This is a genomic window from Phyllobacterium sp. GQ127 (genome assembly GCF_059758635.1).
The window spans coordinates 314,612-330,819 of sequence record NZ_JCAXDZ010000004.1 but is presented as its reverse complement, the minus strand read 5'-3'; the positions used below and the strand labels follow the sequence as shown (position 1 = coordinate 330,819).

At 52.1% G+C, this 16,208-nt stretch carries 14 protein-coding genes; 9 read left to right on the top strand and 5 right to left on the bottom strand.

Annotated features, from left to right (window positions below; genetic code table 11):
* Window positions 1-58: 58 nt before the first annotated feature.
* A complete protein-coding gene (locus AC6CHM_RS17190; RefSeq protein ID WP_498173830.1) occupies window positions 59-1,150 on the bottom strand; it encodes a class II aldolase/adducin family protein in 1,092 nt (363 codons plus the stop codon).
* Between the two features lie 195 nt (window positions 1,151-1,345).
* Here AC6CHM_RS17190 and AC6CHM_RS17185 point away from each other — a divergent pair, with 195 nt between their 5' ends.
* From AC6CHM_RS17185 to AC6CHM_RS17160, 6 genes are all read left to right on the top strand, one after another.
* Complete coding sequence (locus tag AC6CHM_RS17185) at window positions 1,346-2,125, top strand: DeoR/GlpR family DNA-binding transcription regulator (protein ID WP_336441334.1); 780 nt, start codon at window positions 1,346-1,348, stop codon at window positions 2,123-2,125.
* The gene (locus AC6CHM_RS17180) at window positions 2,122-3,531 is read left to right on the top strand and encodes an FGGY-family carbohydrate kinase (protein WP_336441335.1); all 1,410 of its coding nucleotides are present in this window, start codon (window positions 2,122-2,124) and stop codon (window positions 3,529-3,531) included. Before AC6CHM_RS17185 ends, AC6CHM_RS17180 begins: the two co-directional genes overlap by 4 nt.
* Complete coding sequence (locus tag AC6CHM_RS17175; RefSeq protein ID WP_498173829.1) at window positions 3,528-5,072, top strand: sugar ABC transporter ATP-binding protein; 1,545 nt, start codon at window positions 3,528-3,530, stop codon at window positions 5,070-5,072. Before AC6CHM_RS17180 ends, AC6CHM_RS17175 begins: the two co-directional genes overlap by 4 nt.
* Window positions 5,073-5,102: 30 nt before the next feature.
* Entirely contained in the window at window positions 5,103-6,083 is a 981-nt protein-coding gene (locus AC6CHM_RS17170; RefSeq protein ID WP_336441337.1) for an ABC transporter permease subunit, read from the top strand.
* Between the two features lie 67 nt (window positions 6,084-6,150).
* Window positions 6,151-7,089: an ABC transporter substrate-binding protein gene (locus AC6CHM_RS17165; protein WP_337353307.1), complete on the top strand. Its 939-nt coding sequence runs from the start codon at window positions 6,151-6,153 to the stop codon at window positions 7,087-7,089.
* A 79-nt stretch (window positions 7,090-7,168) separates the two neighbouring features.
* The gene (locus AC6CHM_RS17160; RefSeq protein WP_498173828.1) at window positions 7,169-8,068 is read left to right on the top strand and encodes a sugar phosphate isomerase/epimerase family protein; all 900 of its coding nucleotides are present in this window, start codon (window positions 7,169-7,171) and stop codon (window positions 8,066-8,068) included.
* Between the two features lie 36 nt (window positions 8,069-8,104).
* Here AC6CHM_RS17160 and AC6CHM_RS17155 read toward each other — a convergent pair whose 3' ends face one another.
* Window positions 8,105-10,174, bottom strand: a complete 2,070-nt coding sequence (locus AC6CHM_RS17155) for an ATP-dependent helicase (protein ID WP_498173827.1) — start codon at window positions 10,172-10,174, stop codon at window positions 8,105-8,107.
* A gap of 112 nt (window positions 10,175-10,286) precedes the next feature.
* On the bottom strand, window positions 10,287-11,441 hold the full coding sequence (locus tag AC6CHM_RS17150) for an MFS transporter (RefSeq protein ID WP_498173826.1): 1,155 nt from the start codon (window positions 11,439-11,441) through the stop codon (window positions 10,287-10,289).
* Between the two features lie 147 nt (window positions 11,442-11,588).
* Between AC6CHM_RS17150 and AC6CHM_RS17145 the strand changes: the two genes are divergently transcribed.
* Window positions 11,589-12,083, top strand: coding sequence for an Lrp/AsnC family transcriptional regulator (locus tag AC6CHM_RS17145; protein ID WP_498173902.1), 495 nt, complete (start codon window positions 11,589-11,591; stop codon window positions 12,081-12,083).
* Window positions 12,084-12,147: 64 nt separating this feature from the next.
* Window positions 12,148-12,606, top strand: a complete 459-nt coding sequence (locus tag AC6CHM_RS17140) for a hypothetical protein (RefSeq protein WP_336441341.1) — start codon at window positions 12,148-12,150, stop codon at window positions 12,604-12,606.
* Between the two features lie 142 nt (window positions 12,607-12,748).
* Here the strand turns inward: AC6CHM_RS17140 and AC6CHM_RS17135 are convergent, their stop codons facing one another.
* Window positions 12,749-13,468 carry a Crp/Fnr family transcriptional regulator gene (locus AC6CHM_RS17135; protein WP_336441342.1) on the bottom strand — a complete coding sequence of 240 codons (720 nt, stop codon included), beginning with the start codon at window positions 13,466-13,468 and terminating at the stop codon, window positions 12,749-12,751.
* 93 nt (window positions 13,469-13,561) lie between these two features.
* Here AC6CHM_RS17135 and AC6CHM_RS17130 point away from each other — a divergent pair, with 93 nt between their 5' ends.
* Window positions 13,562-13,819, top strand: a complete 258-nt coding sequence (locus AC6CHM_RS17130; RefSeq protein ID WP_307276858.1) for a DUF6894 family protein — start codon at window positions 13,562-13,564, stop codon at window positions 13,817-13,819.
* 197 nt (window positions 13,820-14,016) lie between these two features.
* Here AC6CHM_RS17130 and AC6CHM_RS17125 read toward each other — a convergent pair whose 3' ends face one another.
* Window positions 14,017-16,194, bottom strand: a complete 2,178-nt coding sequence (locus AC6CHM_RS17125) for a sensor domain-containing protein (RefSeq protein ID WP_498173901.1) — start codon at window positions 16,192-16,194, stop codon at window positions 14,017-14,019.
* Window positions 16,195-16,208 lie beyond the last annotated feature (14 nt).

The following is a 16,208-nucleotide window of genomic DNA, read 5'->3' as shown; positions in this document are numbered from 1 at the left end:
GACAAGATTGTTGAGATCGAACGCGCGCGATTGATGGACTCGCAGGAGCGCCACCAATTTAAGGCGCGATGGTTGGAAACACAGCTGGCGCTCTCCGGTCCAGCGTCTGGCGGTATTGTTCTGCCTCCCAATGGTTCAATTGGTGTTCATCATCTTCACTCAGGTAGGCAATTTTTTCTCCCTCGGGGATCCGTGCAGTAACTTCTGCAAGGCAACGGGCCATAACTTCTCCGCCTTGGGCAAGTTCATTTGAAAGTAGAATACCTTTTCCGGGGACCAGGAGCAGCTTCGGTGCAGCTTTGTTGCGGTTTCTGTATTTATTGAGTACTGCCTCAATCGAGCCCTCGGGATCGACAACGCCAAGCTCCGTGACCAGAAAAATGACGTGGTCCGGATATAGGGACCCACCAAGTGCGTAAGCCATGCTTAACGGCGAAAGAGCTGTCTTATGGCTTTCCATATCGGGGGCCGGGCGGAACGCAGAGTCCTTTGCAATAGCCGACAGAGCTGCAATGTCGGGCGCACCTGTACTGCGTGGATCGGTGGCAAGAGCAGCGCTGACACGTCCAATTTTTCCGGCAACGTCTTCTGCCGTGTCGCCCGTGACGATTATGCCATGATTAAACAAAATAAGGACATCGGGCGTCCTGTGCGCGATCTTTTCGATTTGCCGTGCAAGCGGCGTTCCCGGTCGGCGATAAGGGACCATCTCCCACTTCAGATCCGGTATTTTAGCCATGCGTGCCGCGAGCACCTTCTCACGTTGCTCAAGGACTGCAAGCGCGATCGTATTGACGCAATGATAATGCGCAACAACCCGGCTGGGAAGGGCGGCATGAAAGCTCGTTTCTATGGAAGGCCGAAGGCTGCTGGTGTTCATGCTGCCGACTATAAAATCGGTCGCTTTATCGGCACGAGAGTCGCCAGAACGCAAGGCATCCACTAAGGGTGCCGCCAGCACAGGTACCATAATGTCCCGCTCCTTCGCATGGGCGAGCCACGTCCCGGATGCTTTGATCCACATGACCCCCTCTGCTTTCAACGAAGTGTTGCCGCCAGCTCCTTGCGTTTTGAGGATGTCATTGCCGATCTGGCTTGAGAGATCAAGGAACTGCTCAAAGGTGTTCGTCAGGGTCTTGCTCGAATACATCAATACCACCGTTGCGCGCTTCAATTACGTTTTGACTTGGAAGGCATCAAGCCATCGTGATCAAAGTTTCTATCGAAACTTAGAGTTTTGATTGTAAATCGTCAATGATGAGGTTTTTCCATCTATCAAACTTGCAGGCTACCCGGTTGTATGATTATCTTGCGTCATTGGTGTTGGGAGACGCCGGGAGGTTGAATGAACGATTCTGAGCGCCATAAGCAGATTATTGATTTGTTGCAGGAGACGCCGTTTGCTTCGGTCCGCGACCTGCAGGAGCGCTTGGGCGTATCGCCCGCCACCATTCGTCGCGATATTGACAAGCTTCATGAAATTGGAAGTGCCCGGAAGGTCTACGGCGGAATTTCCGCAAATGAGGTGAGCACCGGTGCGCGTCTTTCAGCTCGTCCTTACGATGAAAACCGCGACATTGCAGTAGAGGCAAAACGGGCCATTGCCGAAAAGGCCGCAAGCCTCGTGCGCGATGGAGATTCAATCATCGTACATGCCGGATCAACTTGCTTCCAGCTGGGGATCCAGCTGGCGCGGCGAAATGTACGTCTTTACACAAACTCGATGCCTCTAGCCGCCTATTTGGGCGAGCATGGTACATGCAACTTGACGCTTGCAGGTGGCGTATTATACCGCGAGCCCGGTATAATTCATGATGCCTCTGCCAGCGTGCCTGATTTTTTTGCCTCGCGCTTCTTTGTTGGAACTCAGGGAATTAACAATGATGGCTTGCTCGAGTCTCATCCACTGCTCGCCAAGGCGATAAGTGAGCTAAGCCGCTGTGCTGATGAAATTGTCCTGTTGGCCGATAGCCGAAAACTTTCCATCGCACCCCGCAATATCGTGCTGCCGCTTTCGCGAATAGGGACCATCGTGATCGATGACGGATTGTCGGATGCGGGTGCAAAGATGTTGGAGGATCACGGAATCACGATCCTGATTGCAAGAATGGGGTCGCAGAATTGACAGATCACCCCGTCATCGCAGTCTTTGATTTAGGCAAAACAAATTCCAAGCTGTTTGTTTTGACGGCCATGGGAAAAGTAGTGGCACAAGCCCGCACCAGACCCGTTTGGAATGATGTCGGCGACCTCCGTGTTCTCGACGATGCGGCCCTTTTTGAGTGGGTAAAGCTTTCGTTGAGGGCAGCAGTTTGCGACCATGGCGTCAACAGCATTATGTTTTCAGGACATGGCTGTACCTTTGCATTAGTTCGCGGAGAGAAGCTAATCCACCCCATACTGGACTATGAGCAGGAACCGCCCACGGATATTGCTGGAAAAATCGACACACTGATACCAAAATACTCCGAGACATTTTCTCCAGCGTTGCCACTCGGCTTTAATTATGGACGCCATATCCTCTGGTTGAAGGAGCGCAATCCCGACTTAATCCACGAGGCGGATGCAATCCTTTCATATCCTCAATTTTGGTCATGGAAATTTTCCGGCCACAAGGTTTCAGAAGTTTCCTATCTTGGCTGTCACTCCCATCTTTGGGCACCGCTCGCAGATGACTTTAGCAGCTTGGTGACGTCTCAGGGATGGCGGGAAAAAATGCCGGAGCTGGCAAGGGCAGGTGATTGGATTGGAACATATGTCGTTGAGCTGGAAAATGGGACATCGGCTGAAGTTGCGGTTCACAATGGCGTCCATGACAGTAATGCTGCACTTTATTATTATCGATCGCTTGGCTTTGAAGACTTCACCCTGGTTTCTACCGGCACTTGGATCATCATTTTTAATTCGTCTTGCCCGCTCGAGGTGCTCGATTCGCGGCGTGATATGTTGGCCAACGTAACTGTAGATCACCAACCGACCGCAACCATCCGATTTATGGGAGGGCGTGAATATGATGTTGCAAGTGGCGGCTGGAATAACGCCATATCCGTTGACGCACTAATATCGGTCATAGCCAAGGGCATATTTGTTCTTCCCTCCTTTGCGCCGGGCGGGCCCGCTCAAAATCAAACGGGTCGGTTCACAGGGCCGTCTGTCGACGGCGAGGAGCGCGCTGGTGCGGCTCTGCTATACGTTGCACTGATGACAGATCTGTCACTTGATCTCATCCAGTCAACCAACGCAATTGTGGTTGATGGCGGTTTGGTCAAAACTGGACTGTACGCAAACTTGCTGGCCAGCTTGCGGCAAGACCAGCGAATCTATTCAAGCGAAAATCCGGAGGGCAGCGCATTTGGTGCAGCAGCACTCGTATACGGTCAAGTTGGCTCAAACCCCTTCTCCAATGACACCCGAGAAGCTTTGCCATCTGTAATTGCCGGTTTGACGGATTATCGCGACGCGTGGCGCGCCATGGTCGAAAGCGGTCACCCGTCAGGTCGGCAAGTAGATCACAAGGAATTGCTGGTATGACCGTTTCGTCTCTCGCAGTCTCCGCTCCTGTGCTGGAGATGCGCAACATCAGCAAGACGTTCGGCAACATACGCGCGTTGTCCAACGTGTCGCTGACCGTTCATGCAGGTGAAGTGCATGCGCTTATGGGCGAAAATGGTGCGGGGAAATCAACGCTGATGAAGGTTCTGTCGGGAGCCTATAGGGCTGACCCTGGCGGGAGTATTCACATTGATGGTCTTCCTGTTGTGGCGGGCGACCCAGTTAAGGCAAAGGCCAGTGGCATCTCAGTAATTTATCAGGAACTATCTCTCGCCCCAAATCTGACGGTAGCCCAAAACATGTTCCTTGGTGCGGAACCTTCGCGGTTTGGTGTGGTAGACAAAGTCCAGATACGCGAGCGAACAGAACCGATACTCAGGCGCCTGGGAATTGATTTTTCTGCTTCGCGACGGGTCGGCGAACTGTCCCTTGGCGAGCGGCAGATGGTCGAGATTGCGAGAGCATTGACCACCAATGCACGCATAATTGTCATGGATGAACCAACAACTTCGCTGACTTCGCGGGAAACTGATCGCCTGTTTGAAGTTATAGCAAGTCTAAAGGCACATGGTATTGCAATCATCTATATCAGTCATCGGATGGAAGAGATTTACCAGCTTGCCGATCGGGTGAGTGTTCTGCGTGACAGTGCGTACGTTGGAACCCTCGAGCGAGAGGAATTGTCAGCTTCCAGACTGGTATCAATGATGGTTGGCCGCGATCTGTCATCATTTTACAAGAAGGAACATCACGCATCTGACGGCAAGATGGAGACGGTGCTTTCGGTGCAGAATATTGGTGATGCGCGCCGCGTGCATGATTGCTCTTTTGATGCCTGCGCGGGTGAAGTTCTGGGTATTGCTGGGTTGGTCGGATCTGGACGGACGGAACTTGCTAGGCTGATTTTTGGAGCCGATGTGAAAACGGCTGGCGTTGTAAGACTGGCTGGCAAGGAGCTTTCCATCTCAAATCCGAGCGATGCGCTCGCTGCAGGCATCGCCTATCTGACAGAAGATCGTAAGGGGCTGGGTCTCTTCCTCGACATGACAATTAGCGAGAACATTAATATGGGTGTGATGGCCGCTGACGCGGCGAAGGGCGGGGTCATTAATTTTGCCGCCGCAAGATCGCGCGCAGATCGCGCCATATCCTCGCTGTCAATCAGGACGCGAAGCGCCAATATAAATGTCGGAGCCTTGTCAGGAGGCAACCAGCAAAAAGCGTTGATCGCAAGGTTGCTGGAAGCCAAACCGCGCGTGCTTATCCTTGACGAGCCTACACGTGGCGTCGACGTTGGCGCAAAATCCGAAATTTACCGCATCATCGATGAACTTGCGCTAACCGGCATCGCTATTGTGGTGATCTCCAGTGATCTGCCAGAGATCATCGGGATTGCCGATCGCGTGCTCGTCATGCGGGACGGGCAAATTGCGGGCGAAGTCAGAGCTACGCCAGACAAACCTATAGATCAGGAAGCAATAATGGCCCTCTCGACCGGCTCTTCTGCCGGTCGAGCTTGACTGTGCCGAAGAACGGAAACGGATGAAACAATGACCGCGACATTGACAGATAAAGAACAGGACAAGGCCAGATTTCGATCGACGCTCACTGCCTTGGGGATGCTGCCGGTTCTGATAATCCTTGCGATCGGCTTTCACCTGTTGAGCGGACGGTTCCTGAGCGTCAATAATCTTTCGATCGTGATGCAACAGGCGTCAATTAACACCGTACTCGCTGCGGGGATGACTTTTGTCATTCTGACAGGCGGAATTGATCTGTCAGTCGGTTCAATCCTGGCCGCTTCTGCAATGGTCGGCGTAATCGTTTCGCTTTTTCCGGATATTGGAATGCTGGGTATTCCAGCTGCGATCGCGGTTGGACTTGCCTGTGGTCTGGTGAATGGGAGCATCATTGCCTTTTTAAATCTTCCACCTTTCATCGTGACCCTTGGATCGCTGACTGCTATGCGCGGTATCGCGCGGTTGCTTGGCAACGACACAACGATATTCAATGCAGACCTGCCTTTTGATTTCATAGGAAATGGAAATTTTCTTGGCGTCCCTTGGCTGGCAATCATAGCATTGGCGACGATCCTGATTTCGTGGTTTGTGCTTAAACGCACAGTCCTTGGCACATGGATATACGCGGTGGGGGGAAACATTGAGGCGGCACGCCTGACAGGCATAAAAGTACCATTAGTGTTGCTTTTTGTTTACAGCGTCTCCGGGCTGCTCTCGGGCCTTGGAGGCGTCATGTCTGCGGCACGTCTTTATGCTGCCAATGGCCTTCAGCTTGGTCAGTCGTACGAACTCGATGCAATCGCGGCAGTCATTCTGGGGGGGACCAGCTTCGTTGGAGGGGTCGGCTCGATCTGGGGAACTCTCGTAGGCGCTCTCATTATCGCGGTCCTTTCTAACGGGCTGATCTTGGTAGGCGTCTCGGACATTTGGCAGTACATCATAAAAGGCCTTGTCATCATTGTCGCGGTCGGTCTCGACCGGTACCGACTGAAAGGATTGAGCCGCACCTGACGTGTGGTCCACCAAACCCGGCTGGCCGGGCAACAAGACGCTGGGAGCGTCATAAATGGAGGAAAAAATGAAAATTATCTCGAAATTGCTTATGGGAACAGCGCTTGCTGCTTCGCTTGTCATGCCTGCTGCGGCCAAGGACTTGCAAAAGATCGGTATTTCGGTCGGCCTTCTAGGAAATCCATTCTTTGTAGCGACGATCAAGGGCATTGAAGATCGCGCCAAACAGATCAACCCAAGCGTACAGGTAACGTCTGTTTCGGCGGATTATGATCTTAACAAGCAGGTCTCGCAGATGGACAGCTTTGTTGCCGCTGGCGTGGACATCATCATGCTGAATGCAGTGGATGCCAAGGCAATTGCACCAGCGGTGAAAAAGGCTCAGGCAGCAGGAGTCATTGTTGCTGCATTCGATGTGTCGGCTCCCGGCGCCGATGTTACTGTCATGACCAATAATATAAAAGCCGGCGAGGAAGCCTGTCAGTACATTGTAGATCAGCTCAAAGGAAAGGGCGATGTCGTGATCATCAACGGTCCGGCTTCGTCTTCAATCATAGATCGGGTTCAAGGCTGTAAGAGTGTTTTGGCAAAGAACCCGGAAATTAAAATCCTGTCGGACGATCAAAATGCCCAGGGTTCCCGCGATGGTGGCCTTGCCGTCATGCAGGGACTTCTTACACGATTTGACAAGATCGATGCCGTTTTTGCAATCAATGATCCGACGGCAATCGGCGCAGAATTGGCTGCAAAGCAGCTGAATCGCAGCGAATTCTTCCTCACCGCCGTCGACGGTGCGCCGGATATTGAGAAGTCTCTCGCCAGTGGAAAGTCGATGATCAAGGCTTCGGCCTCCCAGGATCCTTATGTTATGGCCGGCGATTCCCTCAAGATGGCGGTTGATTTGATGAACGGAAACAAACCTGCCGAAACGACAGTTCTTCTCGATCCCAAGTTGATTACTGCCGATAATATAAAGGAATACAAAGGTTGGACTGCCGCTCGGTAGAGTTTTTCGTGAAGACCTGTCCGCGATAATGATGCGGGCAGGTCTTTTTTAACCCTTCTCAATTGCCAGAAAGTCTTCCATGTCAAAAATCGGTGTTCACTCATTCGTTTGGAGCGCAGGCTCATCTAAAGGCGATCTGGAAAACGCGCTCAACCGAACGCATGAACTGGGCTATAAGCTGATCGAATTTTCATATCTTGATCCAAGACAGGTCGATGTAAAGTGGCTGGCCGGGCGCATTCAAGACCTTGGGCTCGATGTAGCGATCAGTATGGGTTTGCCGCCTGATGGCGATATATCAAGTTCCGATATGGCCATCGTTGGCAATGGAACGGATATTCTGGACAAGGCGATTGCTCTTGTCCGCGACTTGGGCGGATCGAAGCTTGCGGGAATATTGACTTCAGCGCATGGGAAGCAAGAACATGCTTTGACAAAACAGGGCTGGGATAACAGCGTTACGGCGCTTTCAAAAGTCGCCGACCATGCGAAAGCAGCAGGCGTGACGCTCAATCTCGAGATCGTAAATCGTTTCGAGAGCAATATGCTCAATACAGCAGCTCAAGGTCTGGCTTATATTCACGACACCGGTGCATCGAATGTCTTGTTGCATTTGGATACATTCCACATGAACATTGAGGAAGCTGATGTCGGATTAGCTATCCGGCATGCTGCCGAGAAAATTGGATACATTCATATTGGTGAAAGTCATCGCGGCTATCTTGGCACCGGCAGCATCGATTTCGGCGCTATCTTTGATTCATTGATCGCAATTGGCTGGGACGATTACCTAACTTTTGAGTCCTTTTCCACGACGATAGTTGATGAAAATCTGTCACTTAAGACCGCAATCTGGCGTAACCTTTGGGATGATAATTTGGCCCTTGCAAAACATGCTCGCCAATTCATTGAACTTGGAATGGAAACCGCGCGACTCAAGGCAGATTTGGTAAGACAAGCACATTTGCCGATTGAGTGACAGCCTGACTGTGTGGCCAAAGGCTCGGTGAGGGAACTAACTCCACATAGCACGCATGCGTGAACCTACATCAACCCGAACGCCACGGGCCTCAGTTTCCCTCGCGTTCTCAGGGCGTGCAATCGGCCATGAACAGCACTCGAAATATTGCAGTAGAGTGGCTGGAATGAACCGTGTGCGGGAAGCGTAAACATGCCGATCGCCTTTGGCGTTCTGGCCATGCGTGAAAAACCGCTGAGGGGTGACAAGGTGCAAGCTATCCTTTGCTCTTGTCATGGCGACGTAGAGCAGGCGCCTCTCTTCCTCGATCTCTGCAGTTGAGCCGGTACCAAGGTCGGACGGCATGCAGCCGTCTACCACATTGAGCAGATAAACCGATTTCCATTCTTGTCCCTTGGCTGAATGGATCGTCGATAGGATGAGATAATCCTCATCCAGCAATGGGACGCCAGATTGATCGCTTGTCGCGTCCGGCGGATCAAGAGTGAGTTCAGTCAGAAATCTCTCTCGCGAAGGATAGCCGCTGGCAATTTGCTCAAGCTGAAGAATATCAGCCTGGCGCATTTGCGCATCTTCGTGAATACGCTCCAGATGCGGTTCGTACCAACGCCGGACCAACTCAATCTCGGCAGGCCAGCCCATCCTTCTGGCGCTGAGTTGTTGAACGGTCGAAACGAAGTCCGACCAATTGTCACCGGCGCGCGGAGGTGCCGGATGCTGGGTGAGGGCACTTAATGGGTCCGCATCTATCGCCATGTCTTCAAGTGCGCGCTGTGCCGAAGCAGGACCAACGCCTGGAAGTATCTGCATGAGGCGGAATCCGGCAACACGATCACGCGGGTTTTGCGCAAAGCGAAGCATGGCCAATACGTCTTTAACATGGGCGCTGTCGAGAAACTTCAATCCACCAAATTTGACGAAAGGAATGTTGCGCCGGGTCAGTTCAACTTCCAAGGGTCCGCTGTGATGTGAAGTACGGAACAACACCGCTTGCTGTTTCAAAGTTGTTCCGGTTTCCCGGGTCTCCAATATCTGCTCGACGATGTAATTTGCCTGCTCGTTTTCATCGCGCACAGAGACGAGTCTCGGCCTTTCCGCAGACTGTCGCTCCGTCCAGAGATTTTTTGTGAAGCGTTCGGATGCCAGATCAATCACGCCGTTTGCCGCACTCAGGATCGGCTGTGTGGAGCGGTAATTGCGGTCAAGTGTGATGACATCCGCCGGTGGAGTGAATGAGCTTGGAAAGTCGAGGATATTGCGAATGGTAGCAGCGCGGAACGAATAAATAGATTGCGCGTCATCACCGACTACCGTCAGACCGCGTCCTCCGGGCTTCAAGGCCAACAGAATGGTTGATTGTAGGCGATTGGTATCTTGATATTCGTCGACGAGGACGTGATCAAAGCGGCCACCAATATCTTCTGCAAGCAGCGGATCGCAAACGGTCTGCGCCCAATAGAGGAGTAGATCGTCATAGTCGAGAATGTTCTGTGCTTGCTTGGCTTCGACATAACCGGCAAAAAGCTGGCGAAGTTCTGTCTCCCACATGGCGCACCAAGGGAAAACATCCTTTAGAACCTCGTTGAGTGGGCGTTCAGAATTGACGACGCGAGAATAGATCGCAAGGCAAGTTCCTTTGGTCGGAAAGCGGGTTTCGGTTTTGGAGAAACCAAGTTCGTGCCGGACCAGATTTATGAGATCGGCCGAATCTTCCCGGTCGTGGATAGTAAAGTTCGGGTCAAGCCCAATCTGTTCGGCATAGTCACGTAAAAGCCGTGCGCCTATCCCGTGAAATGTTCCCGCCCAATCCAAGGCGTCAGTCATGATCGAGGACTTTTGCCCAAGCACCTGCGTACAGATACGGCCGACCCGTTTGGACATCTCAGCGGACGCACGTCTCGAGAATGTCATCATAAGGATACGGCGAGGATCGGCACCATTTACAATGAGGTGTGCAACCCTGTGTGCCAGCGTATTGGTTTTTCCCGATCCCGCTCCCGCAATGATAAGAAGCGGTCCGCCAGTCTGACCATCGGGTAGTCCGATACCAAATTCTACGGCCTTGCGTTGTGCAACGTTCAACTTATCAAGATGCGCAACACTCATCGAAAAACTGGTTCCTATTTCTGATTCTGCTTGGAACAAAGATAGAACATAACACTCGTTTGCTCAATACTCAAGGCGGTGCAGAGACATACGCCAGCCGTTCCCGCTGCAATTAGTTCGGGCTCTGCATATAGGCCGCGCAGAGCGAAAAAACGCTTGCGAGCAAGCTGAGCAAGCCCCCGCATAGAGTAATGTAAACAAACCCCTCGGCCGCGTAGACTTTACCCATGACGATAGTCCCAGCGAACAGTGCAAGGTAGGTTACCGCGCTATTGAGACCCATTATTGCCCCACGTTGTGAAGGTTCCAGGGCCGTTAGTCGCATAATCAGCACGTTCAGGCCGAAGTGATTTGCGAGCCCCCAGATTGCCATGACGGCAAGAACCCCGGTGTAGGTGCCTGATACGAGCGACATCACGGCGTAAACCACAGCGACCATCAGAAAGATTAAGGGGAGCAAAACGCGACGGCCACTATAGGCGTCAACATAACGGTCCAGAAATACGGCGCTTCCAAAACCGATCCCGTAGAAGATCGCCGCAAGCCCGGTGGCTCGCACAGGATATTCCAGGTTCACATGCAAGTGATCGCCGACATAAGCATAGACGCCGTAAAAAGCCGCCATGAAACACCCACAGGCTGCCAGAAGCGGCAGTACGCCTTTGATCGTCAGGGCGGTGATTGGCGTTCTTGATGCAACACCCTTGCGCTGTGTTTCATGCTGCTGCCCGTTCACCGATAATCCCGCTCCAGCAATGAGAGCCGCTGCGGCGATTGCGATGTAAAATGCACGCCAGCCAAGACCGTCAGCGATCAACGTCGAAAGGGGTACACCCGCCACCATGCTGATCGTCCAACCCGTGAGTACGATACCAATCGTGCGCCCTTCATGTCCGGGCGAAGCAACGACGGCAGCAAGAGTATAAATTGCGGGCAGGGCGACACCGGCCGATATGCCGACGAGAAACTGAGAAATCGTCAGGACGACTGCGCCTTGAGCCACACCACTGCTGATAAAACCGATCGCCATTATCAACATGACATAGGCAAGCGTTCTACGAGGGCCCGCCCGATCTATCAGTTGCCCCAGAGCGATGGCCCCCAACGCGGTTCCAAGCCCAAAGGCAGCCGATGCCAGCATAATGTCCTGAACTTCTACGTCGAACCCATCGGCAATTGCCGGCGCAATCGGACCCAGTGCAAGTGAATTTGAGCCGATCAGACCAATGCATCCCGTCAGGGCCCAGACTATTGCGGGAACCGACATTGATGAAATTTCGCTTGTTACGTGATTATCATTCTGCATAAGCTCACAATATTCGAATGTTATTCGGCGGCAACCAGGGAGTTTACGGTCGTGAAAAAAACAGATGGTATTCTGCACCATAAAGGGGAGGCGCATAGGGCAGACCCAATGGACAGAAAATTGTTAGGTCAACTGGTGGGGGATGCGACCCTCAGCTATGCTGAACTTGGACAGAGAGTTGGCCTTTCGGCCCCGGCGGCACATGAGCGTGTCAAACGCTTGCGGCAGCGGGGAGCGATCAAAAGCGTCTCAACACTGATAGACCCCGCAAGTGTAGAAAAATCGCTTCTGGCGTTTGTCCATGTGGACACAACAGGCTGGGGGAAAACACCGACCTTGCTGGCAATAAGCCAGTACCCGGAAGTGGAGGAAATCCATTCGGTAGCGGGCGACGCGTGCATGCTACTCAAGGTTCGCACGAACGGGACTCAAGCTCTTGAACATTTGCTGGCGCAACTGTACGCAACGCCAGGTGTGAAGGCGACGCGAAGCTATGTCGTGCTGTCGACCTATCTCGAGCGGCCCGTACAAGCCGAAACAACGCAGGAGTGGCCGGTGATCGACTTCAAGCGGGAACAGGCTGACGCCAAAAATCTTCTTTAGGCTGGAAGCTTGGGGAACGAAAACTCTGCCAGCTCGTTCCAACGACAACTCAGGGAGGTTCCCAATGTCAAATGAAGATGGATCCGGAGGCAATCCTGCTTTCGATAAGAGCAGCCCGACATCCTTCGGACAATCCGTAGAAAGTGAAGCGCAGATTGCCGATGCTGCGAGCCGCTCGTCCGGCCTTGTTGGCCAAGGCGAAAGACTTCACGTCTATAGGGTTGTGCCGACCGCCTCACCTGACGATCCCCGATGGGAGAACTCGCCGTTTCAAGGAGAGGTCGTGGTGGCTGCACGGACCAGTGGCGATGCAAGAATTGTAGCCGCGGGCCGCGAGCTTGATTTTATGGAAGTCGATGCGGCACCTGCCGATGATGTTACCACTTTCAATGCAAGTGCCTTCCGCGATGACAAGCTCTATACGGTCATCGAGATTGAAAGCGGTAGAACCGATCTGACGCGAGGGGTCATTGTTGGCGATATCAGCGTTGATAATATCCGGCCTATGCGGTCCTTAGACTGATCGGTGGTTTATAGTCGGTTTTCTGCGCTCACCTGCGGCACATCGCGCGTGTTCATTAAAGAGATGCGGGGACCAAGAAGGGGCTTCCTCTATGTGCCAGCGTACTTGAATGATCCTGTTTGAAGGCAGACCCCCTCTGGAACTAGCGTGGTTCGACACTTAAGTTGAGATAAAGAGGACTGAAATCGGCATACTCTTTAAGACGTTCCCAATCGAGAATAGTCACGATCTTACCCGCCCATTTGAAGAGATTTTCCCGCCGTAACATTTGCAGGCTTTTGTTCAGATGGACCACTGATATGCCCATCACATCTGACAGCTCGGCTTGTGTGAGAGGAAAGCTAAACGAATTATCCCGTGTCTGGCCCACCACTTGCAGACGGATGAAAAGCTCGCAAATCAAATGGGCGAGATGTATTTTCTTGGGTCGCCGTCCCATTCCCACGATCCACTCCCGGTGAATAGAGCCATCGATAAGGGTTTGCAGCCACAGCAAACGCGTGAGATGGGGAAACCTCTCGGTAACCATGATGATATCGTTGTGATCGAAAAGAGCTATGCGGCAAGGTGTGAGTGCAACAATGCCATGATCCATAACCTTCAAAGGAAAGGCATGAAGGTCCACAAAATCGCCGGGAACATGCAGAGATGTAATTTGCCTACTCCCATTTTCAAGTACCTTGTAGCGAGCAGCAAAGCCCTCCACCAGAAGTGTACTATACCTCGGACGGCTTCCTTCGACGACAAGATCCTCATCCGCGGAAAAATTCTTGTCCTGGGTTATCATTGATTGCAGCAATGACTTTTCCGCAACTGATACGACATCGTGACTCTCAAGTTTCAGTAGCAAGGATTCAATCAAAGAAACGTACTCCAGAGGGCGTGTTGAAATTTTATCGGCACCTGTAGGAACCTAATCCTTCAAAGAGGCTTATGTTCCAGAAGAGGAAAAAGCATGAGCCGATATTACTTCGATTTGGACAATGGCGACGGCAGGACCCGCGATGATGAAGGGGTGGAACTTCCTGACAATGCCGGCGCCATTAAAGAAGCTTCAAGGATTGTAACCGACTTGGCACGTGACGAACTGGTGGAATGCGGCAATGGTAGAATTTGGCTTACAATCAGAAAATCGGATGGCAATGTGCTGGCGGTGGCCAGCCTGCTATTCGACACGAAATTTATCGAATTTCAGCCAGCTGGTGAAAGCTGAGCAGTACTCAACTCCATCGCTGAATGCACCCAGGTCATCCAATAAAGCCTCGGTTTCACCTGAGTGATTCTTTCGCGACACCGTCAGACCGGGGAGACAGCTCGCCGGACATCCGATCTGTGGATTTCAAAGCGGTAGAGTTACCGACAGCCTCCCGGCTGGCTTGCCTGTGCGGAGGGTTTTATTGCAGCAGCACCTCATGCCGGCGCCAGCCCTGATTTCGATTGTTGGTTCTGGAGCAGTTTGCCTATTTCGGTGGAAGATACTGCTTCACTGAATAGATGACCTTGCACTTCGTCACAATGATTTTCACGCAAAAATGTCAGCTGCTCGTGGGTCTCAACCCCTTCTGCGATCACTTTCATGTTGAGCTTTTGCGCAAGCGATATGACGGCTGCGGTAATCGTTTTGTCATCGTCATCCTCAACCAAATTTCGTAAAAAAGACCTATCTATTTTCAACCGTGAAACCGGGAGGCTTTTTAAGGCACTTAAGTTTGAATATCCCGTACCAAAATCGTCAATGGCAAAACTGACACCGACTTTGCGCAGTTCCTCCATTGTGGCAATTACTTCGTTGACGTCCCGCATTACCAAACTCTCAGTAAGCTCAAGTTCAAGGCACTTGGCATCTAATTCTGTTTCGCCCAATGCGTGCATGACACGGCTCGTCCAATTCTGATCGTGAAACTGACGAGCCGAGACATTGACGCACATGGTAATTGGTTCAAACCCGGCGTCCTGCCATCTTTTGTTCTGCTTGCACGCTTCGTAAAGAACCCACTCGCCAAGCGGCACAATAAGCCCCGTTTCTTCTGCCAACGGAATAAATTCGTTGGGATTTATCAGTCCCAATTGCGGATGATTCCACCGGACCAAGGCTTCCACAGCGAATATGCGTCCGAATTCCAGTTCCACTTGAGGTTGATACAAAAGGTGAAACTCGGATTGAGCAATGCCTCGGCGAATTCCGTCGTGGAGGGCTAACCTTTCATGGGCTTTTATATTAAGTTCCGGCGTGAAAAAGCGAAATCCGTCCCGCCCTGCTTCCTTTGCCTTATACATGGCAATATCCGCATTTGCGATCAAGGTTTCAGCATCTGTTCCATCTTGGGGATAGGTGGCGATACCTATGCTGCAAGTGATGTGGAACTCTCGGCCTCTGATAATCATTGGCTCCAGGATCGCTGCTCGGATTTTGTGCATTGCGGCAGCAATCGCGTCGGTGTTTTCCGGTAGATCTGTCAACAGGATAACAAATTCGTCGCCGCCCATACGCACTGCCGCGTCCGTCGGCCGTATACAATTCTCCATACGTCGGGCAACCGTCTTTAAAAGTTCATCGCCTGCAGTGTGCCCGAGGCTATCGTTGACGATCTTGAAATTATCCAAATCGACGAAAAGGACCGAGACCCATGGGTTGTGCCGTTTCGTCTGTAACATTGCCTGCGTGAGGCGATCCGTCAGGAGAATACGATTTGGCAAACCAGTCAGCATATCGTGGTAAGCCATATGGCGGATCTTATCCTCGGCATGTTTCCGTTCGATCGCAATTGCTGCGATTCTGGTCGCGATTTGTGTCAGGTTGATCTCTGCCGGCTCCGGATGGCGTACTCCGGCCGAGTAAAGTGCGAACGTGCCAAGGACGATGCCATCGTGAGACAATACTGGAGCCGACCAGCAGGATTTCAGACCATGAAGGGAAGCCAGATCGCGGTAATTCTTCCAAAGTGGATTACTGGCGATGTCAGCAACGATCACACTTTCGCCAAGCCAGGCAGCAGTCCCGCACGATCCGGCACCAGGTCCAATGGGGAGACCGTCGATCGCCCGGCAATACTCTTGCGATAGCGTAGGCGCGGCTCCATGCTTGAGGTGAGTACCACCGTCGTCAAGTAACAAAATTGAACCGTATACACCGACCAGCTGTCTTTCCATAAGTCTAACCAGGCGATCAAGAACTGCATGCAGAGGTGAATTTACAACAATCATCTCAAGTATCGCTGTCTGCTCATCCCTGAGAAAGTCATCTCTTTTGCGAGCAGAAATGTCACGCGAGATTCCAACCAGCCCTACGACAGTGTCATTTGTTGATCTTAGCGGGACCTTTGAAGTGGATAACCACCTCTCCTTGCCAGAAGCAGCATCAACGACGCATTCCTCCATCCCTATCATTGCAACACCAGTACGAATGACCTGACGTTCGATTTGGGAGAATCTTGCTGCGGAGGATGCATCATGCAAGTCGAAGTCGTTCTTTCCGGTCAGATCATCCGGACTTTCAAATCCGTGAATACGGGCAACTGCCTCATTTGCCACGATGAAGCGACAATCCAGATCCTTGACAAACAGGTAGTCCGGCACCTGATCAATCATATTACGAAGCAGTC